19 protein-coding genes are annotated in these 21,963 nt (G+C 46.9%); all 19 read left to right on the top strand.

The window, feature by feature from the left end; translation table 11 throughout:
- Nucleotides 1-118 precede the first annotated feature (118 nt).
- A complete protein-coding gene (locus tag BN93_RS03835) occupies nt 119-1,309 on the top strand; it encodes an Lnb N-terminal periplasmic domain-containing protein (protein ID WP_019187027.1) in 1,191 nt (396 codons plus the stop codon).
- Nucleotides 1,306-2,481, top strand: a complete 1,176-nt coding sequence (locus BN93_RS03830; RefSeq protein WP_232211097.1) for an alkaline phosphatase family protein — start codon at nt 1,306-1,308, stop codon at nt 2,479-2,481. The genes BN93_RS03835 and BN93_RS03830 overlap by 4 nt, the downstream gene beginning before the upstream one ends.
- A complete protein-coding gene (locus BN93_RS18415) occupies nt 2,454-2,720 on the top strand; it encodes a hypothetical protein (RefSeq protein ID WP_232211096.1) in 267 nt (88 codons plus the stop codon). The genes BN93_RS03830 and BN93_RS18415 overlap by 28 nt, the downstream gene beginning before the upstream one ends.
- A gap of 169 nt (nt 2,721-2,889) precedes the next feature.
- Nucleotides 2,890-6,213, top strand: a complete 3,324-nt coding sequence (gene secA, locus BN93_RS03825; RefSeq protein ID WP_019187026.1) for a preprotein translocase subunit SecA — start codon at nt 2,890-2,892, stop codon at nt 6,211-6,213.
- A gap of 336 nt (nt 6,214-6,549) precedes the next feature.
- The gene (locus tag BN93_RS03820) at nt 6,550-7,254 is read left to right on the top strand and encodes an ABC transporter ATP-binding protein (RefSeq protein ID WP_019187025.1); all 705 of its coding nucleotides are present in this window, start codon (nt 6,550-6,552) and stop codon (nt 7,252-7,254) included.
- 104 nt (nt 7,255-7,358) lie between these two features.
- Nucleotides 7,359-7,862, top strand: coding sequence for a hypothetical protein (locus BN93_RS03815; RefSeq protein WP_019187024.1), 504 nt, complete (start codon nt 7,359-7,361; stop codon nt 7,860-7,862).
- A 1,256-nt stretch (nt 7,863-9,118) separates the two neighbouring features.
- Nucleotides 9,119-11,707, top strand: coding sequence for a ferrous iron transport protein B (feoB, locus tag BN93_RS03805; protein WP_019187021.1), 2,589 nt, complete (start codon nt 9,119-9,121; stop codon nt 11,705-11,707).
- A gap of 251 nt (nt 11,708-11,958) precedes the next feature.
- Complete coding sequence (locus tag BN93_RS17320) at nt 11,959-12,162, top strand: hypothetical protein (RefSeq protein ID WP_157462648.1); 204 nt, start codon at nt 11,959-11,961, stop codon at nt 12,160-12,162.
- Between the two features lie 10 nt (nt 12,163-12,172).
- Nucleotides 12,173-14,464 (top strand): outer membrane beta-barrel family protein, encoded by a 2,292-nt coding sequence (locus tag BN93_RS03800; RefSeq protein ID WP_084768677.1) that lies wholly within the window; start codon nt 12,173-12,175, stop codon nt 14,462-14,464.
- A 2-nt stretch (nt 14,465-14,466) separates the two neighbouring features.
- Nucleotides 14,467-14,871, top strand: coding sequence for a MauE/DoxX family redox-associated membrane protein (locus BN93_RS19045; RefSeq protein WP_019187019.1), 405 nt, complete (start codon nt 14,467-14,469; stop codon nt 14,869-14,871).
- Complete coding sequence (locus BN93_RS03790; protein ID WP_009230140.1) at nt 14,858-15,907, top strand: hypothetical protein; 1,050 nt, start codon at nt 14,858-14,860, stop codon at nt 15,905-15,907. The genes BN93_RS19045 and BN93_RS03790 overlap by 14 nt, the downstream gene beginning before the upstream one ends.
- A 290-nt stretch (nt 15,908-16,197) precedes the next feature.
- Complete coding sequence (locus BN93_RS03785; protein ID WP_009230141.1) at nt 16,198-16,548, top strand: NADH-quinone oxidoreductase subunit A; 351 nt, start codon at nt 16,198-16,200, stop codon at nt 16,546-16,548.
- On the top strand, nt 16,539-17,162 hold the full coding sequence (locus tag BN93_RS03780; protein WP_009230142.1) for an NADH-quinone oxidoreductase subunit B: 624 nt from the start codon (nt 16,539-16,541) through the stop codon (nt 17,160-17,162). Before BN93_RS03785 ends, BN93_RS03780 begins: the two co-directional genes overlap by 10 nt.
- Before the next feature lie 9 nt (nt 17,163-17,171).
- Nucleotides 17,172-18,740, top strand: coding sequence for an NADH-quinone oxidoreductase subunit D (locus tag BN93_RS03775; protein ID WP_019187018.1), 1,569 nt, complete (start codon nt 17,172-17,174; stop codon nt 18,738-18,740).
- 2 nt (nt 18,741-18,742) lie between these two features.
- Nucleotides 18,743-19,831 carry an NADH-quinone oxidoreductase subunit NuoH gene (nuoH, locus tag BN93_RS03770; protein ID WP_019187017.1) on the top strand — a complete coding sequence of 363 codons (1,089 nt, stop codon included), beginning with the start codon at nt 18,743-18,745 and terminating at the stop codon, nt 19,829-19,831.
- A gap of 10 nt (nt 19,832-19,841) precedes the next feature.
- Nucleotides 19,842-20,375 (top strand): NuoI/complex I 23 kDa subunit family protein, encoded by a 534-nt coding sequence (locus tag BN93_RS03765; protein ID WP_044259816.1) that lies wholly within the window; start codon nt 19,842-19,844, stop codon nt 20,373-20,375.
- Nucleotides 20,376-20,389: 14 nt separating this feature from the next.
- A complete protein-coding gene (locus BN93_RS03760; protein WP_009235977.1) occupies nt 20,390-20,911 on the top strand; it encodes an NADH-quinone oxidoreductase subunit J family protein in 522 nt (173 codons plus the stop codon).
- Entirely contained in the window at nt 20,908-21,216 is a 309-nt protein-coding gene (nuoK, locus tag BN93_RS03755) for an NADH-quinone oxidoreductase subunit NuoK (protein WP_009162889.1), read from the top strand. The genes BN93_RS03760 and nuoK overlap by 4 nt, the downstream gene beginning before the upstream one ends.
- A gap of 6 nt (nt 21,217-21,222) precedes the next feature.
- Nucleotides 21,223-21,963, top strand: a 741-nt coding sequence (locus BN93_RS03750) for a proton-conducting transporter transmembrane domain-containing protein (RefSeq protein WP_044259712.1), incomplete at its 3' end; no start/stop codon positions are given.

Here is a 21,963-nt window from a genome sequence, read left to right as displayed (position 1 = left end):
CGAAAAACATACAGACTTGTTATGGTACGCCAAATTAGGGGCAAAATTATCGAAAAAAAACGATATAATCGCATCAAATGTTCAAAAATAAGGTTATTTTTGCATCGTGAAACCAATTATGTTGCTTTTGCGGCACCTTCTTGCCGCAGTTTTGTTATGTGCTTTCCAACTCTCGGCACAGGCTCAAGGCACTCTTGAATTAAAGGATATGGACGCCGTGCGCATATCCTTGCTCACTTGTCAGCCCCACGAAGAAGTATATAGCATTTACGGACACACGGCCATCAGGTATCAGGATGTGGCACGCGGAACAGACATAGCCGTGAACTATGGTATGTTCTCGTTTCACAAACCCTACTTCGTGCTGCGTTTCGTGTCCGGACTTACCGACTACGAAATGGGCATCGAGTCGTTCGACGCTTTCTGCGCAGAATACGCCTCGTATGGAAGTGGCGTGTACGAGCAGGTGCTTAACCTCACGCCCGAAGAGAAACTAGCCATCGCCAAGGCCATCGACACCAACTACGAACCACAAAATCGCGTGTACAGGTACAACTACTTCTACGACAATTGCACCACTCGTGCACGCGACATGATTACCAACCACCTGCAAGCTAGCGTGGAATATGGCAACGAAAAAGCGGAGAATGCCACCTCTTATCGCCAGATTGTGCACCAATGCGCCAGCCAAACGCCTTGGATAAGGTTTGGTAACGACATGCTGCTAGGCATTAAGGCCGACCTGCCCATCAACAGAGCGCAACGCCAGTTCTTGCCTGCAAACCTCATGAACGACTTCGAACGCGCCACGCTAAACAACGGTTCGCCCACCAAACGCAAGCTTGTTGCCTCTTCGGGATGGGTTGCTCAGCCAGGCGTCCAAACCTCCTCGTCTTCGTTTCCCCTATCGCCCACGGCCCTCATGCTCATTCTTGCGGCGATAATTCTCGGCACAACAGCCATCGAAAGCAAGCTTAACACGCGTTTCAGATGGTTTGATGGCTTTTGGTTTCTTATCTGCGGACTAATCGGCATCCTGCTGTTTGTGATGATTTTCTCGCAACATCCCACCGTCAGCATCAACCTCCAAATACTCTTTTTCTGCCCTTACACCTTATTATATATATATAAGGCCGTTAAAAAAGGCAAGGAAACGCAGTTTTTGCGCGGCATAAAGATATGGTGCATACTTATTTCGCTCTTCCTCATTGGCGGCTTTTTCCAACACTATGCCGAAGGAGTGAGGTTTTTGGCACTATCTTTGCTCATTAGATACATATATTTAATATATCGACATAAAAGGGCATGAACAAGTACATAACCCTCTTTGCGTTGGCCACACTGGCCAACATCGAATGCAAGGCGCAGCCTAACGTGGCCGTTCCGCGCCTTGTTGTGGGCATTACCGTTGACCAACTGAACAGCGACGACATGGAACAGTTCGCCGCACTTTACGGAAATGGCGGTTTCAAAAAGCTGCTCCGAGAAGGCGTGGTGTACGAAAACGCCCAATACGACTTCGCTCCCATCAACTTGGCATCGGCCACAACAGCCATTGCCACGGGCGCATCGCCTGTAGACAACGGCATAACGGCCGAGCGATGGGTTAGTCGCGAAACGCTCCGACCCGTGGGATGCACCTTCGACAAGAAGTTTTTCGTCTCGCCAAACAACGTGAAATCGTCTACCATCGGCGACGAAATGAAGATGGCCAGCAACGGAAACGCATTGGTGTTTTCGGTAGCTGCCAACCAAGATGCGGCCGTATTGCAGGGTGGACATGCTGCCGACGGGGTGTTTTGGATTGACGAGGCCACAAAAAATTGGAAAACGTCGGCCTTCTATCCTCGCTCCGCGCAAACGTGGCTCGACACTTACCTGCGCATGCCGGGGCTAGATGTGGCGAAGAAGAGCCCCAATCAGGCCACTTGCCAATTTGCATTAGACTGCATTAGCGACCATGTTATGGGGCGCGACGCACATGCCGACTTGCTTTTCGTCACCCTTTCGGCCAGCAACTCAACTGCCGAGAGCAACCCTTTGCTCGCCAGAGAGAACACGTATAGGGAACTAGACAAGAACCTGTCTGACTTAATTCAGAACATCGAGCAAAAGGTGGGCAAAGAAAACGTGCTCTTTGTGCTTACCGCCACGGGGCGTTCGGAGAGCAACATACAAAACTACGCCAAGTACAACGTACCCACTGGCACGTTCTACATCAACCGAACGGCCAATCTCCTGAACATGTACCTCAACGCCATTTACGGCATTAACCGATTGGTAGACGGCGTTTTGAACAACGAGATATATCTCAACAAAACCATCTTAGAGCAAAAGCGAATCAACATCAGCGAGGTTTTGCGCCACGCACGCGAGTTTCTTGTGCAGATTTCGGGCGTGAAAGAAGTATACACAGCCGACCAGCTGCTGCTCGCAACGGCGTTTCGTCGAAAGTGCGCAACGCTTTCAACCACGCCGTAAGCGGAGACATCATCGTGAAAGTGGCTCCGGGATGGAAGATTTACAACGAAGAAACCAGGGAAGAGCATCTGCCTGCTACTGCCAGCCTGCCCTTCCCCATCATCATTTACGGGGCTGGCGTGAAACCCAATACCATTTCCACGCCCGTAACCACCAACCGCATTGCGCCCACCATTGCCCGTTTTATCCGCATTAGGGCGCCCAATGCCTGTGTTGTACCGCCGCTCCCACTTAAATAATTCTACGATAAAGGCGGATTGTTGGCTAATTTCGAGCCAAATAAACCAATTTATTTGTAATTTTGCAGACATTTAGGCGCAACGCCAAAAGCAACGTGTGCCAATGCACACCATAGGCTTACGCCAATGATGCAAACTTTCATCACACAACACAGATAATACAACGAAAATGAATTTAAATAAAATCCTACAATCGCTCTTCGGCAATAAGTCGACGCGCGACATGAAACTTATCCAGCCACTTGTTGAAAAGGTAAAGGCCACTTACGATGAAATTAAGGCCCTTAGCAACGACCAGCTGCGCGCCAAAACCAAAGAAATACAGGCGCATGTGCAAAACGCGGCAAAAGAACAAAAAGAAAAGATTGCCCAACTGAAAGCACAGATTGAAGAAACGCCCATCGACGAGCGCGAATCGCTGTTCAATCAGATTGACAAGTTGGAGAAAGAGGCTCTCGAAGTTTACGAAGTAGCCCTCAACGAGGTGATGCCCGTGGCGTTCGGCATTATGCACGACACCGCCAGACGTTTTACCGAGAACGAAGAAATTGTGGTAACGGCTACCGATTTCGACCGCGATTTGGCCGCCACCAAAGACTTCGTGCGCATCGAAGGCGACAATGCCATATATTCTAACCACTGGATTGCTGGCGGAAACGACACCAAGTGGGACATGATTCACTACGACGTGCAAATCTTCGGCGGTATTGCCTTGCACCAAGGAAAGATTGCCGAGATGGCAACGGGTGAAGGAAAAACCCTCGTGGCCACGCTCCCCGTATTCCTAAACGCGCTTACTGGCAACGGCGTACACGTTGTTACGGTGAACGATTACCTTGCCAAGCGCGACTCCGAGTGGATGGGTCCGCTCTACGAGTTCAACGGTCTGTCGGTTGATTGTATCGACAAGCATCGCCCCAACTCGCCCGAACGCCGCAAGGCATACATGGCCGACATTACGTTTGGTACAAACAACGAGTTCGGTTTCGACTATCTGCGCGACAACATGTCGAACTCGCCCGAAGACTTGGTGCAAAGGGCACACAACTACGCCATAGTCGACGAGGTCGTCTCGGTGCTTGTCGACGATGCCCGTACGCCACTTATCATCGCAGGTCCTATCCCCAAGGGCGACGACCAAATGTTCGAAGAATACCAACCTTTGGTAGAACGCCTTGTAGACGTACAACGCAAGCTGGCCACACAATACCTTGCCGAGGCCAAACAGCTGATAACAGAAGGCCAGGAACAGAACGACCAAAAGAAACTAGACGAGGGTTTCCTCTCGCTCTATCGGTCGTTCAAGTCGCTACCAAAGAACAAACCGCTCATCAAATATCTCTCCGAAGAGGGCATCAAAGCAGGAATGCTGAAGACCGAAGAGATTTATATGGAGAACAACAACCGCAAAATGCCAGAGGCCGTTGCACCGTTGTACTTCGTTGTTGACGAAAAACAAAACTCGTGCGACCTTACCGACAAGGGTACAGAATGGTTGGCCAAGCAGGTTAACGACGCCAAGCTCTTCGTTTTGCCCGACATCGCTACCCAACTCTCGGCACTTGAAGCCGATAAGACCATGAGCGACGAGCAGAAGATTGACCTTAAGGACGAACTTCTTAACCACTACGCCGTGCAAAGCGAGCGTGTGCACACCCTCCAACAACTCCTCAAAGCCTATACCATGTTCAATAAAGACGACGAATACGTGGTTATCGACGGCGAAGTGAAGATTGTGGACGAGCAAACGGGCCGTATTATGGAAGGAAGACGTTGGAGCGACGGACTGCATCAGGCTGTTGAGGCTAAAGAACACGTGAAAGTAGAGGCCGCTACGCAAACGTTCGCAACCATTACCCTGCAAAACTATTTCCGTATGTACCACAAACTGGCTGGTATGACGGGTACGGCATCTACCGAGGCAGGCGAGTTTTGGGACATCTACAAGCTAGACGTGGTGGAAATTCCCACCAACCGCCCCATCGCACGTAACGACATGGACGACCGCGTGTACAAAACGGCCAGAGAAAAATACGCTGCCGTTATCGACGAGATTGAAGACCTGCGCAAGCAAGGTCGCCCTGTGCTCGTTGGTACAACGTCGGTTGAAATATCCGAGTTGCTTAGCAAGATGCTCAACATGCGCAAGATAGACCACGAAGTGCTTAATGCCAAGCAACACCAAAAGGAGGCATCAATCGTGGCAAAGGCCGGACAGTCTACCAACGGACTGGGAGCAGTGACCATCGCCACAAACATGGCAGGTCGTGGTACCGACATTAAGCTGTCGCCCGAAGTGAAAGCTGCAGGCGGTTTGGCCATCATCGGTACCGAAAGGCACGAAAGCCGTCGTGTAGACAGACAGCTGCGCGGACGTGCCGGCCGTCAAGGCGACCCTGGCTCTTCTGTATTCTACGTTTCGCTCGAAGACAAGCTGATGCGCCTTTTCGCATCAGAACGCATCGCAAGCATCATGGACCGCCTTGGATTTAAAGAGGGCGAACGCATCGAAAGCCCAATGATTTCGAAGAGTATTGAGCGTGCACAGAAGAAAGTAGAGGAAAACAACTTCGGTATTCGTAAGCACCTGCTGGAATACGACGACGTGATGAACAAGCAACGTACCGTGATTTACGAGAAACGACGCCACGCCTTGCTGGGCGAACGTATCGGCATGGACATCACCAACATTATTTGGGACCGCGTTATCAACATCATACAAACCAACGATTACGAAGGTTGCAAAGAGGCGTTCATTAAGATATTCGCGATGGAATGCCCCTTCACCGAAGAGGAATTCATCAATACCCCACACGACGTATTGGAAGAAAGAACCTTCCAAATGGCTATGGGAACCTTCAAACGCAAAACCGACCGCCTGCAAGAGGTAACCTACCCCACCATTAAGGAGGTGTACGAAACACAAGGCGACCGCTTTGAACGCATTGTTGTGCCCATAACCGACGGCAAACGCATCGTACAGATTGTGTGCGACCTGAAAGAGGCTTACGAAACGGAGGCCAAATCGGTGATTAAGCAGTTCGAGAAAAATGTGATGTTACACATCATCGACGACTGCTGGAAAGAGAACCTGCGCCAACTAGACGAACTGCGCCACAGCGTACAAAACGCATCGTACGAGCAAAAAGACCCGCTTTTGGTGTTTAAACTCGAAAGTGTGAAACTGTTCGACAATATGGTTAACGAGATGAACGACCGCATAACAAGCTTGCTCATGCGCGCACAACTGCACGTTGAGCAACAAGTTCAAGAGGCCGCACCCGAAGTACGCCAGCAACAACAGTACACCGAGAGCAAGGAAGACCTCGACGAGCAGGCGCAAAGAGCTGCTAGGCAGCAAGACACACGCGAGAGTGCTGCACCGCAAAACCGTACGCCCGTGATGAAGGAACACATGCCCAGAAGGAACGACCCATGTCCTTGCGGTAGCGGAAAGAAGTTTAAAGACTGCCACGGAAGGGGCATCGTGTAAGCCACTAACAGAGTTATAGGCTGGTTCTAAAAATTACCTTTGCTATATTTTTAGCTTTTAGCTCAGCAGGTTTTGCTTACTTCTTGATGGAGCATTGTGAACTATGCTTTCTGAAAGCGTAAGCGAAAGATGCCAGATAAAAGCAAAAAGACAGTGAAGAGCAATACAACGAACGTCAATTGACCCCTTGTGGGGGATTTATAGAACATGCCTATACAACATCGCAACAACATTTTTCTCCCTGCAAAACGCTTTTGTGGGGAGGAAAATACACACCAACAAAGCGGGTTAAGTTGAGCCTATGGCATTGCATAACCCGCCATAAACAAGCACAAGATGCAAGTAAACATCAACAACCTTACAAAAAAATACGGGGATAAAACGGCAGTTTCTATCCCCGTTTTTTCTATGTCAGACAACGAAATTGTAGGACTAGTGGGAAACAACGGCTCTGGAAAAACCACCTTTTTCAGACTTCTTACCGACTTGGTTAAAGCCAACACGGGCGAAGTGAGCCTCAATGGTGTGGACCCTACGCAAAGCGAGTCGTGGAAACAACACACGGGCGTGTACCTCGACGAGGGCTTTCTCATCGACTACCTAACGCCCGAAGAGTATTTCGACTTCGTTGCAAGCATATCGGGCATGGACAATGAAAGCCTAGAACAAACGTTGCAGCAGTTTGAAAACTTTATGGCTGGCGAAATACTTGGCCAAAAGAAACTTATACGCGACCTCTCGGCAGGCAACAAACAAAAGGTGGGCATCATTGCCGCCATGCTTGCACACCCGCAATTTCTTATTCTCGACGAACCCTTTAACTTTCTCGACCCTACCAGCCAAAATGCCTTAAAGGCCATACTTTCTAAGTTTGGACAACGCGAAGGCACAACGGTTATCGTGTCGAGCCATAACCTACAACACACCATCGACATTTCCACACGCATCGTTTTACTAGAAAAAGGCCTCATCATCAACGACTTCAAAACTGTTGATACGGCTGCCATACGCGAATTGGAAAACTATTTCGCTGCCCAATAGCCTCTACAAAAATGTTTTTCCCAAGCACGGCGTGGCTTTAAGCACCTAGATATGCGATAAACGCCCCACTATAAGAAAGGACGTACATAAACACAATTGCGAACATGCGACTAAGAAAAGAGATAGAACCCGACTTCGAAACGGTTGAGAAACGCTACCCAATAGCCCTTAAAGCAATAATGAGTTATACAGCATATTGCGATGAAAACGGGGACGAAGATTTGGTGGAATATAACAAATTGGCCGACTATCTTCATCAGCTTACGGGGAAAGACATGTCGCAATTTAATCTTTGGGAATGGTGGGAAGAAGAAGGTGCCGAGGTTTTGGCCTTCAAAATTGTGCTGCCCGAACCTCAATGCGTACACAATATCACTATGGACGAACTTTATGAGGTTGTAAAAAGGCTTAAAACCGACATCTACACATCCTCTGAAGATGGTTCGTTGAAAGAGCTTTTTAAATATCATCTAGACGAGTATTATAAGCTGTTCTTGGAAAGAAACTTTAATACGTACGACCCTAAGCTGTTTGAAAGGAATATAAACGATAAAGGCGAATACTTTGAATATACCGAAGCACAGATTGTTCAAATGCTTTGGAGATAGTTGCAACACGCTGTGACACTGCTCGCACCCACATTGCCCACTTCACTATATAAGTCTTAACCAAAGGCAAGCCATTCTTTAAGTACCTCTTCACAAACTTTTGCTGGTCTAGCGATGCCAACTACAAAGGTGTATAAGTCGGATAAACTGGTATTTATAGACACTAACACATCGTGTTTATAAGCCATAGGCACCAGCTGGCGAACCACTAATACGAGTTTACTTGCCACTAGCTGCCCTACAAACATTGTAAAAATATCGTACCATTTTTTAACATTATGAGTGCCCTCACCGCAAAAAATCTGGACATTAGGCGAATTTTCGCTCGTATTCCGCAAACTTGTAACAACCTGACTTATTGCATATTACACCAATATCAGGCAAAACACCCACATTAATGGTCGGCAAGCAGAATATTTATACGGTTAAAGGGTCAGCCAAACACTCATCAAGCTATTTTTCATTTCTTTGTCACTACCTGCCGTCAAATATACATTCTAAACCATTTTATCCCGGATATAGACCACAAATCAACACCAAAATATGGTAATTTGCAGCATATTGAATTGCGTTTTGGTGCTAAATGCAGTGTGTTTTGGTGCTAAATACAGCGCGTTTTGATGCTAAACGCAGTCCGTTTTGGTGCATATTGCAGTAGGTTTTGCTGCATATTTACCACATATTAGCGAGAGATATTCATACATTTTCGTGTTATTGAGGGTGCAAAGTGGGCGATTATTTTCAGCAAAGAGAGATGCAATGTTATATGAGATTGCAAAAAATGGCGGAGAAAACGCGTTGGAGCGGTGTGCAAAATTGATTTTTTTCGGTGCGTTTTATATATGTTTTCACCTCATTTTCGTCTAGAAGGTGGTGCCACAAAGAGTGTGCTTTGTAAAACATTATTACCCATTTAACAAATCATAGTTATACTTACCATTGTAAAAAGAGAGTAAAATGGACACTTAAAATGGGTACATTCGTATTTTAACCCATATCGCGCATTAGTCCGCTTGGGTGTAAATGCCGTGACATGCTGTGCAACAACTGCACTACTTACATTAACCAGCACAAGAGAAAAGCAAAATATAAGGCAGAAAAAATCATCAATAATAGGTAAACCAAGTGGCAAGCGCACGCCCAACACTACCCATTTATAGGTATTTTAAAAAAGGATAACGCGCCATTTGCCACCCCTCAAACGGAAATGTTATAACTTTGTGTAGGCATAAACACGTAACACAGACAAATAGGAAATGAGATTATCGGAACTAAGAACGGGAGAAAAAGCCGTTGTGGTGAAAGTTTTGGGCCACGGCGGTTTTAGAAAACGCATTGTAGAGATGGGCTTTATTAAGGGTAAAACCGTGGAGGTGTTGCTCAATGCGCCCCTTCAAGACCCCGTGAAATACAAGATACTTGGTTACGAAATTTCGCTCCGCCGCGACGAGGCGCAAATGATTGAAGTGGTTTCGGAAGAAGAAGCCAAGCTTATCGACACGCCCAACGACGAAACGAAAGACACCGAAAACACATTGGGCACGAACGCCGAAAGGGACGACATGCCGCAGCCAACGGCAACCGACATGCCCGTTAGCGAAGAAAAGATGCAACAAGCGGCACGCCACAAGCGCCGCGTGATAAACGTGGCACTGGTGGGAAACCCCAACTGCGGAAAGACATCGCTGTTCAACTTCGCATCGGGAGCACACGAAAAGGTGGGAAATTATTCGGGCGTAACCGTCGATGCCAAGGAAGGTGTCGCACGTTTCGAGGGCTATGAGTTTCATTTGGTAGACCTGCCAGGCACTTACTCGCTCTCGGCATATAGTCCGGAGGAGCTATATGTGCGCAAACAGATCGTTGAAAAAACGCCCGACGTGGTTATCAACGTGCTAGATGCCAGTAATTTGGAACGTAACCTTTACCTCACCACCCAACTCGTAGACATGAACTTGCGTATGGTGTGCGCCCTAAACATGTACGACGAGTTTGAGAAACGCGGCGACACCATAAACCTTGAAATGCTGGGCAAGCAATTGGGTGTGCCCATGATACCCACCGTATTTAAGACTGGGCGCGGCGTGCAGCTGCTTTTCCACATCATCATCAACATGTATGAGGGAATGGACTTTATCGACAAGGACGGCAACATCAACCCCGAAGTGGCTGCCGACCTGCAAAAGTGGCACGAGGACTATAAGAACGACGTGCCCACCGAGCACCAAGAAGACTTTGCCACAACCGATGCTAAGCCGCACAACAAGGTATCGAGACACGTACATATCAATCATGGCCCAAGGCTGGAACTATGTATCAACCGCCTGAAACTGCAAATTGAGCAGAACCCAGAGGTTAGGCACAAGTTCCATACGCGATACCTGGCCATCAAACTGTTGGAGAACGATGCCGAAACAGAACGCGAAGTGGCCTCGTTAAGCAACGCCAAGGCCATATTGGCCACGCGCGACAAGGAGGCACAAAGCATAAAAACACAACTTAACGAGGACTGCGAAACAGCCATTATGGATGCCAAATACGCCTTTATTCATGGCGTTTTGGCCAAGGCAGGCTACAAGGAGGGCAAAGCCACCGACACCTACAAGCTTACCCACAAGCTAGATGCCATCATTACCCATAAGTTTTGGGGGTTCCCCATCTTCTTCTTGCTGCTCTACATCATGTTTCAGGTAACGTTCACCGTGGGGCAATATCCTATGGATTGGATAGACCAAGGCGTAAATTGGCTGGGAGAATGGGTAAAGCAGACCCTGCCCAATGGGCCAGTAAAGGCCATGTTGGCCGATGGAATTATTGCCGGCGTGGGCGCGGTTATCGTGTTTCTGCCGCAAATTCTCATCCTCTACTTCTTCATCTCGTTCATGGAAGACAGCGGATACATGGCTCGCGCGGCCTTTATCATGGACAAGTTGATGCACAAGATGGGGCTGCACGGCAAATCGTTCATACCCCTTATCATGGGTTTTGGCTGCAATGTGCCTGCGGTAATGGCCACACGCACCATCGAAAGCAGGCGTAGCCGACTGATAACCATGCTTATCCTGCCCATGATGAGTTGTTCGGCGCGCCTGCCTATCTACATCATGATAACGGGAACGTTCTTCGCCTTGAAGTATCGCTCGGCAATTATGATTTCGCTTTACGTTGTGGGCATACTCATGGCCGTGATAATGAGCAAGATTTTCAGTCGTTTCTTGGTGAAAGGCGAAGATACGCCCTTCGTGATGGAGTTGCCGCCGTATCGTTTCCCCACAAAAAAAGCCATCGCCCGACACACATGGGAGAAAGGCAAACAATATTTGCAGAAGATGGGCGGCATCATCCTTGTGGCCAGTATCATTGTTTGGGCATTGGGATATTTCCCACACAACGACGAGCTAGACAAGCAACAGCAACAAGAACAAAGCATCATCGGCAGGATGGGTAAGGCCATTGAGCCGGCATTCCGTCTGCAAGGTTTCGATTGGAAACTAGACGTCAGTTTGCTTGCAGGCGTTGGCGCAAAAGAGATTGTGGCCTCAACGATGGGCGTGCTGTATGCCGACGACGACAGTTTTAGCGACGACAACAGCTCTGGCGACGACACCGAGAAATACACACGCTTGCGTAGACAAATGCTGAACGACGGCATTTCGCCCATCTCGGCCTATGCCTACCTCATTTTCGTGTTGCTTTACTTCCCCTGTATTGCCACGGTTGCCGCCATTCGCAACGAAAGCGGCTCGTGGCGTTGGGCATTGTTCGCCGCCTTTTACACCACAGGCCTGGCGTGGGTTGTTAGTGCCGCGGTATATCAAGTGGGCAGTTTGATAATGGGAAGTTAGGCACTCGCCCCCTTCTCCCCCACTCCTTATTTATATAGGAGCCATCAAGAAACGCTTTCAGTAAGCGCTGGAAGGTGGCCGATAGCACCTCGGTTTTTAGTAATATGCATACAGGCACATAGGCATTAACCTTTTTTAACCACCAAAAAGAAGACAATAAAGCATTTTATTTGTAAATTTGCCATGAGAATTAATCAAAATTGCTGCGCCTTTTTCTGGCATCAGCAAATAACAACTAAAAACAAAATAACATGAAAACAATTTTTAAATTAACTATGATTTGCACAGGTATTGTGCTAGCAAGTTTGTTTAGTACAACAACTGCAAAAGTAGAAGACCCCTCAAATCCACCTGTCGATTATGGGCCAGGATTCAGTGGATGTCTCGGTGAGGAAGGCACTTGTGGAATAACAACGAAAGGGACCCAACTTGTTGGAAAGTGGGTGGAAATTTAAACGTAGCAGAATGATTACCGTTTCACTATCATTTTTTACGGCAGGCACATCTGTCTGCCGTAAATTATTAAGCCTTATCTCCGTATTACTGTTAGTTTCTTCATCTTTTGTACATGCACAGCAACCCCAAAATCTAAAAATTCACATAACAATAGACAATGGATTGTCACTCAACGACATTAATGTAAGCATAGACTATGCCAACAATAAGACAATTGGCAAAACGAACGAGGATGGCATCTTTGTTGCACAAATTGTTCCTGTACCAGACACAGACACGTGTAAGGTGAGCATTCACGCCTTTATGTACCAGTCCAAGGATACGACACTAACTCTTTCGCAAACCAAAATCCACGAGATACGCCTCAATCACTTGGAGCTGCAAGAGGTGAAAGTAACAGGATACAAACGTATTGCCAGCACTAGTGCCAACAAAACAACATTCGACATTGATCGAAGAGGATTTCCTGTGAATGCCAAGGCCGATATGGCATTGAGCCGTTTACCAGGTGTGATGAAAAGCGGAGATTCCTTTTCACTTCCTGGGAACAACAAGCCTACAAGCCTACGCATAGACGATAGGGAGGTAGACATAAAAGAACTGATGACTCTAGACCTGAAAGATATAGAGAGAGTTGAGGTACTAAGGCACGGAACAGACGAAGCATCGGATGGTGGAGTGATAAATGTCATCAAGAAAAAACACTTGCCGTCCTTAGTAAAGGGGCAGATGAGCCTAAGCGCAGCTAATTTTTCGCAAGAACGATACGGCACGTTCCCTCAAATAACACTACGTACACAAAGCATAGAGTTCACCGCATTCCTATCGGGACACCTCTCCAATCAACACTCGTGGCAGACTATAGCATGGAACGAAGAACAGAACTATCATTCAGACAAAAGCGCAAAAGTGGGGCAATGCACAGCAAATGCAAAACTAAGCATTTTTGCCACTCCGAAATTTAAAGCATCAATAGCCTATACCTTCTTTGGTTTCAACAGCAAGATAAACGCCCAGACAGAGAGTAAAGCAGGATTCTCTGGTAAACAAAAAATCACCGAAGGATACGGCAGCCACAACATAAACATTGTGTCTTGCTACGAAATAAGCAAGAACAAACTACTAAACTTGAAAGCCCGCTTTCGCAAATACAAGTCAACCAACGAGAACGACCAGCCTGTCTCCTTAATATACGAAACAGGCATGAACGAGCTTACAGGGGAACTTTCATACCAAGCTAACAACTTGCACTTTATCGGAAAAGGAAACGACCTGCAAATGGGTTACAAAAACATTTACAGGCAACACTTGCTGAGTGCCTATACACGAAAATTCTATACCAACATACACAACCTGTTCCTTACGGAAAGTTTTAGCTTAGGTGGTCCGTTTGACGCATACGTGGCCGTTAGGAATGAATGGACCGCTAACAGAATGGAAACAAAACACAGCAATTATCACACACTTCTACCCACACTGGTTCTAAATGCCAACAGCAAAATAGGCAGTATCTCTGCCTCTTACAGTCGCAAAATCAATAGGCCAAGCGTGGATTACCTCAATCCAGAAACATTTTATGTGAGCGAACATGAACAGTTTCAAGGAAACATCAACCTCGCTCCACAATACACCAACAACTTTTCACTACAAATTAGGAAACAATTGCGTAATAGCTACCTCAATGCTTTCGCCACATACGCACACACAACAAATTTGATAGAATTGGTATTCAGTGATAATCTTGACTGCTCCACATACGAAAATGCAGCACGAGCCAACATTTACAGGATGGGAGCAGGCATCTATCTGCCCATGTTGAGCCACAAACTCAACATTAACTTCAACATGAGCGTAAACCATGAGCAATATAAACTCTATAACCGCTTTGCAGAGAAAACGCTCATGAGAAACATACAACAAAGCGGATGGACTGTCAACAGTGCCTTAAACCTAAGCTTTTCTGCGCCTAAGGGATGGTATTTCAACCTAAACGGAAACTATATAAATAAGTCTTTCGACCTAAATAGCAGCACTACACATCGCCCCTCGCTTTCTATTCTTGTCAAAAGAAACTTTCTTAAAGACCTATTGGAGCTGTCACTCAACTACCAAGATGTGTTTGGGTGGAACCAACGCACCACCACAATCTACCATTTCAAGACAGGGTTTCGAACCATTACGTCCAAGCTATCCACCTCATCAATATCACTCTCTGCCAACATTACTTTTGGTAAGAGTTTCAGAACACGGCGAGTTGGCACAAACATCAACAACGATGACACAAAAACGAAAGAACAATAAACATGAAATGCAACATTACATATCGGGTACTTGTGTGTGGAATCGTTCTGTTTTTCGCATACACACTTGCCAACAAGCTGCTTAACCTAATTTCGTTCGAACTCAATATTGCAAAAACGGGGTTATTCCACCCCATGCACATTAAGTACGTTGCATATGGAGCTTTGGCTTTTGAATGCGTCTCTATTGTAGGCTTACTTGTGAAAGAAAGAGTGGGCCTTTGGCTATCGTTAAGTATGATGGCTACTTTTTCCATTTATATTGTTATCCTTCACCTATTAAATAGATATGAAATTTGCGGATGTGGCGGGATTCTCAATGGATTATCCTTTACTACGCACCTGGCTATAAACATAGGTATTATTATCATACTGACCTATCTACTAAAGAAAAATGAAACAATTTAAGAACACAAAAGAAAAGCATATATACAGCATAGCTACAATCCTGTTGTTGCTATGCTGTATATTGTCCTTTTTACTATTATCCATAAGAGGTAAGTCTGCAGAATACAATTACTCCTTTCAAAGGTTCTACATAAAAAATCCATTCAAACAATGTACAAACCCATGCAAAGGAATTGATTTTTCAAAACCGAATGGAGTCTGTTGTGACCCAGAAAACATCCTAGTACAATATAAAACAGATAAAAACACGATAATAAAACAACTCAAAAGGAATGGGATAATAGCTAGAATCTACAAATCTGCCAAATTTGACACACAGATTTTCGGGCAACTCGGCAATCAAATATATTATATTTCACGCTCTTCTCTATTTCTTTCAGACACAACTGAACAACTTAGATTTAATAAGGTGAAGTTATCCCAGCTACTTATCAATGCAACGCCAATTAATGACAGTACATTACTCGTAATAAAAAATGATTCCATAACCAATAATAATGGAACGAGCTTTGGAATACTAAATGTGAAAACAAAACAATTCACTCAGCTAGGAAAGGGAGGTTACTTGCCAGAAAATAACAAATACAAAACTTATCAAGAACAAGTATTAGCTTACGATGGCCATTTCCTTAATACAAATGAGGCAATAACATACACATTTACGCATATTCCATACATATACGTGTTTGACAAAACAGGAAAACTAACTAGAATTGTCAAAACGCTAGATAACGTACCGGCTCCTTCAATCATCAGGTATGGTGATTTCTACATCTTTGAAAGGGGTAAAACTTTTAATTCTAACGTAGGTGCATTTGCAAAAGGTAATTCATTATTTGTACTTTCCTATCGTATTTCCACTCATGCTCATTATATAATAGACAAATACGACTTATGCAAAGGCAAATATCAAGGGAGTTTCTCCGTTCTAAATAAAAACAACATGAACAATAAAGCCATAGATAAATTACTCTTCCTAAACCACCACGTTCTTATCGTTTCAAAAGACAGCGCAACTGTGCTCAAAGTATCTTAAAACTAGGTCTGTAACCTTTTTATGTTTCTTATACATTTAACATTGAAAGAACATAAAGAAACATAAACGCTTGGTTTAAGCCTTACACATCCACAAACGCAAAAAAGAGTCTGTTACTAGTTTGTCGACAGGGATAAGAACCCGCCCCTACTCAATAATGATGACCCTTATACCCATATTTTGCAACATGGAGATTACATTTTTTAGAGAAAACATGTAACCATTTTCATATTTATTATTACCTTTGCAGCATATTTAGCTGAATACAAACAATTATATAATAACGTTATATGTCTTTTATTTTATTTATTACCGTTCTGATAACGGCTGTCCTTTTGGTTGTGGCGGCATTTGCCATAGCCAAGGCGATAGGGCCTCGGTCGTACAATGCGGTGAAAGGTGAGCCATTCGAGAGTGGTATCCCGACGCGCGGTTCCTCGTGGATTCCCGTGCACATCGGTTACTATCTCTTTGCCATCCTTTTCCTCATGTTCGACGTAGAGACCGTATTCCTCTATCCGTGGGCAGTGGTTGTCAAGCAGTTTGGAGCTTTGGCTCTGGCGAGCATTGGTTTCTTTTTGGTGGTACTTGTATTTGGCCTGGCCTATGCTTGGCGGAAAGGAGCATTGGAATGGAAGTGAAACAACCCCATATCAAGAGTATTCCCTACGCGGAATTTAAAGACAACGACACGCTCGAACAAATCATGAACGAACTACACGAAGGTGGCGTGAACGTTGTTGTTGGTTCGCTAGACCAAGCCATCAACTGGGGGCGCAGCAATTCGCTGTGGTCGCTCACCTTCGCAACAAGCTGTTGCGGTATCGAATTCATGTCGGTGGGATGTGCCCGCTACGACTTCGCACGCTTTGGCTTTGAAGTAACGCGCAACTCGCCTCGTCAGGCCGACCTCATCATGTGCGCAGGAACCATCACCAACAAGATGGCGCCCGTTATGAAACGCCTATACGACGAAATGGCCGACCCGAAATACGTTATCGCCGTTGGCGGATGCGCCATCAGCGGCGGACCTTTCAAGTCGAGCTACCACGTGGTGCGAGGCATCGAAGAGATTGTTCCCGTAGACGTTTTCATTCCCGGATGTCCTCCAAGACCAGAGGCCATTCTCTACGGAATGATGCAGCTGCAACGTAAAGTGAAGGTTGAGAAATTCTTTGGCGGAGCAAACCGCAAGGAAAAGAAACCCCTGGTTATCATGGATGTTCCAAAGGATTTCGATAAAGACAAGGAATGAGACGCTATTATGAAACTAAATAACATTGAATTAAACGCGAACGATTTTGCCAACGAGATGGCAAAATTAAGAAATGAAAAACATTTCGACTTCCTCGTCACCATCGTTGGTGAAGACTTTGGAGAGGAAGGTTTCGGGTGTATCTATATTCTGGAGAACACTCAAACCTACGAACGCATCTCGGTTAAAGTCGTTGCCGCCGACCGCGAGAACCCTTACTTGCCGTCGGTGACTAGCCTTTGGAAGGCTGCCGACCTGCTGGAACGCGAGGTTTACGACTTCTTCGGCATCAAGTTCATCGGACATCCCGACATGCGAAGGCTCTATCTGCGTAGCGATTTCACGGGCTACCCCCTAAGAAAAGACTACGACATGGACCCCGAGAAGAACAAGGCTCACATGTACGACGACCCCGAACCCGACTATACCTTGCAATATAGCCTAGATAAAGACGGGAATTTGGTGGAAACACGCCATAAACTGTTCGGAGATGACGACTATGTGGTGAACATCGGACCGCAGCACCCGGCCACACACGGCGTGTTGCGCCTGCAAACGATACTAGACGGCGAGGTGATTAGGAAGATTTACCCGCACTTGGGCTACATTCACCGCGGCGTGGAGAAGATTTCGGAAAGCTATGTCTATCCCCAGACACTGGCATTTACCGACCGTTTGGACTATCTCAGCGCAACAATGAACCGCCATGCACTGGTGGGCGTGATTGAAGAGGCTAAGGGCGTGGAGCTTACCGACCGCATTAAATATATCCGTACCATCATGGACGAGCTGCAACGCCTTAACTCGCACCTGCTGTTTTACAGCTGCTGTGCGCAAGACCTTGGCGCTTTGACAGCATTTATATATGGAATGCGCGACCGCGAGCAGGTTATCAACGTGATGGAAGAGACCACTGGTGGCCGACTCATCATGAACTACTATCGCATTGGCGGTTGCCAAGCAGACATCGACCCCAACTTTGTGCAGAACGTAAAGAAACCTTGCGCCTACATCAAGCCGATGTTCAAAGAATATCAAGATGTGTTTACGGGCAACGTTATTCTCGAAAACCGTTTCAAAGGTGTGGGTGTGCTATCTCGTGAGGATGCTATCAGCTATGGTTGTACGGGCGGAACAGGTCGTGCAACGGGCTGGCAGAACGATGTTCGCAAGCACCACAGCTACGGCGTGTACGATAAGGTAGACTTTAAAGAGATTACCTACAACAACGGAGACAGCTACGACCGCTATATGGTGCGCATGAAGGAGATGGAACAGAGCGTTCATATCATGGAAACGCTTATCGACAACATCCCCGAAGGCGACTTCTATATCAAGCAAAAGCCCATCATCAAGGTTCCCGAAGGCCAATGGTACTTCTCATGCGAAGGTTCGCGCGGCGAGATTGGCGTGTTCCTTGACAGCAAAGGCGACAAGAGCCCCTATCGTTTGAAGTTCCGTCCGATGGGTCTTCCTTTGGTTTCGGCCTTAGACACCATGCTACGTGGCGAGAAGATAGCCGACCTTATCGCCGTCGGCGCATCGTTAGATTATGTTATACCCGATATTGACAGATAATTATGTTTGACTTTTCAATCGTTACGACGTGGTTTGACAGTCTGCTGCGAGACACTTGCGGACTGAGCAGCTTTTGGGCCATACTCATCGAATGTGTGCTCGTGGGTGTATTCATACTGGCTGCCTACGCCATATTAGCTATCCTACTTATCTTCATGGAACGCAAGGTGTGTGCGGCTTTCCAATGCCGTCTTGGCCCGATGCGTGTTGGTCCGTGGGGTATTTTCCAAGTTATCGCCGACGTTTTGAAGATGCTTATCAAAGAAATCTTCGCAGTCGACAAGGCCGACAAGCTGCTCTACTCCATCGCTCCCATACTGGTGCTGATTGGTTCGGTAGGTGCATTCTCGTTCATGCCGTGGAACAAAGGCGCAACAATCTTGGATTTCAACGTCGGCATCTTCCTGATGACGGCCATTTCGAGTATCGGCGTTATTGGAATCTTCATCGCCGGATGGAGCTCCAACAACAAATACAGTGTTATTTCGGCCATGCGTGGTGCGGTGCAGATGATTTCTTACGAGATGTCGTTGGGCCTTTGCCTCATCGCAGCCGTGGTTCTTACGGGCACAATGCAGGTTAGCGGCATCGTGGAAGCACAGAGCGGCCCCTTTGGGTGGCTTATCTTCCAAGGCCATATCCCCGCCATTATCGCCTTCGTGGTGTTCCTCATCACAGGAAATGCCGAGGCAAACCGTGGTCCGTTCGACTTGGCCGAGGCCGAAAGCGAACTTACCGCAGGCTATCACACCGAGTATTCGGGTATGGGTTTCGGTTTCTTCTACTTGGCCGAGTATCTAAACCTCTTCATTGTAGCAGGTGTTGCCTCGATGGTTTTCCTTGGAGGGTGGATGCCGATACACATTGGCGTGGAAGGTTTTGATAAGGTGATGGACTATATTCCAGGCATCGTTTGGTTCTTAGGCAAGGCATTCGCCCTGGTTTGGGTACTCATGTGGATACGCTGGACGTTCCCCCGCCTTCGCATCGACCAGATATTGAAGTTGGAATGGAAATACCTGATGCCCCTGTCCTTGCTCAACCTCGTGATCATGACAATTGTCGTGGCCTTTGGCTGGTACATTAAATAACGAAAAAGACATGGAAGATAACAAGAAATCATATTTTGGCGGTATACGAGATGGCATCAAGTCGCTCGCCACTGGCCTACGTGTCACGCTGCGCGAGTACTTTACGCCGAAGGTAACCGAACAATACCCCGAAAACAGAAAGACCACTTTGCACGTGGCAAAGCGTTCGCGCGGAAGGCTCGTTATGAAGCGCGACGAGAACGATGTGGTGAAATGTGTGGCCTGCCTGATGTGCGAAAAAGCATGTCCCAATGGTACCATTCGCATTGTTTCTGAAATGGTGACCAACGAGGAGGGCAAGAAGAAACGCCAATTGGTGAAGTACGACTACGACTTGGGCGACTGCATGTTCTGCGAACTGTGCACAAACGCCTGCAACTTCGACGCCATCGAGTTCACCAACGACTTCGAGAACGCCGTATTCAACCGCGACAAGCTTGTCATTGAGCTAGACAAGGAACACTACCAAAGCTCCTTGCCCAACATCATTGACGGCGGTGCGGAAAGTGAAATCGGAACTTTCAACACTAAAACAAAAAAATAGGAGTAGACATCTTTATGGCAAATATCATCATGTTTTGCATCTTGGCCGTGGTAATTATCGGCTCGGCCATCGTATGCGTATTCACAAAGAGAATTATGCGGGCGGCTACTTTCCTGCTGTTCGTGCTCTTTGGCGTGGCAGGTGTTTACTTCCTGTTAGACTATACCTTCTTAGGCACGGCACAAATTGCCATCTACGCCGGCGGATTGACGATGCTTTACATCTTCGCCATCCAGCTAGTGTCCAAGCGCACCTTGCAAGGTTTGCAAGAAAGACAACGCGGAAAGACCGTTGTTGCTGGGGCATTGGTAGCCCTTATCGGACTGGTTACCGTGGCATTGGTGTTGCTTAAGAACCAATTTATAGACATGTCGGCCAGCATGGTCGATGCCGAAGTGCCCATGTCGGTTATCGGAGAGAAGCTCGTCGGTGCAGGCAAGTATCAGTACGTGCTGCCTTTCGAGTTCATTTCCGTATTTCTCTTGGCATGTATCATCGGCGGAATAATGATTGCAAGAAAGGAGGATAAGAAATGATACCCGTAGAATTGTTATTGGGACTGAGCACTTTGCTCTTCTTCATTGGCTTTTTCGGATTTGTAACGCGGCGTAACCTCATCGCGATGCTCATCTCCATCGAGCTGGTGCTCAACTCGGTTGACATCAACTTTGCCGTATTCAACCGCATACTTTACCCTGGCGAACTCGAAGGTTTCTTCTTTTCCTTGTTCTCCATCGGCATCAACGCCGCCGAAACGGCAGTGGCCATCGCTATCATCCTTAACGTTTACCGCAGGTTCCACAGTGATCAGGTGAACAGTATTGAAAACATGAAACTATAAACGACAATGGAATACAATTTTGTATTTTTGATACTTCTTCTGCCTGCGCTATCGTTCCTCGTGCTAGGGCTATTAGGCATGAAGATGCCGCATAAGGTGGCAGGTTCCATCGGTACGGCGGTTTTGGGCACAATCTTTTGCCTTTCCATCTATACGGCGTACGAATACTTTATCGGACAAGGCCGTGGAGCCGACGGACTTTACCCCCACGTTACGGCGTTTAACTTCTCGTGGTTGAAGTTTTCCGAACTGCTGACGTTCAACCTAGGTTTCCGTCTCACCCCCATTTCGGTGATGATGCTGGTGGTTATCACCACCGTGAGCCTCATGGTGCACATCTACTCGTTCGGTTACATGCACGGCGAAAAGGGTTTCCAGCGTTATTACGCCTTCCTTTCGCTCTTCACCATGTCGATGTTGGGCTTGGTTGTGGCCACGAACATCTTCCAGATGTACCTATTTTGGGAACTTGTGGGTGTGTCGTCCTATCTTCTCATCGGTTTCTACTACCCCCAAGGGGCTGCCGTTGCCGCATCGAAGAAGGCATTTATCGTAACCCGCTTTGCCGACTTGTTCTTCCTTATCGGCATTTTGATTTACAGTTTCTACGTCGGAACGTTCAACTACGACCTCAACGCCATGCCTTCGCTCCACGAGCAGGTGGCTGGTTCGGCCGTAATGATGCCCGTAGCCCTGTTCTTCATGTTCATCGGCGGTGCTGGTAAGAGCGCGATGTTCCCCTTGCAC

Origin of the sequence: Prevotella conceptionensis 9403948 (assembly GCF_000312305.1) — a bacterium.
Classification (GTDB): domain Bacteria; phylum Bacteroidota; class Bacteroidia; order Bacteroidales; family Bacteroidaceae; genus Prevotella; species Prevotella conceptionensis.
Note: the sequence above shows the minus strand (reverse complement) of the source record. Positions and strands in the feature narration are given on the sequence as shown.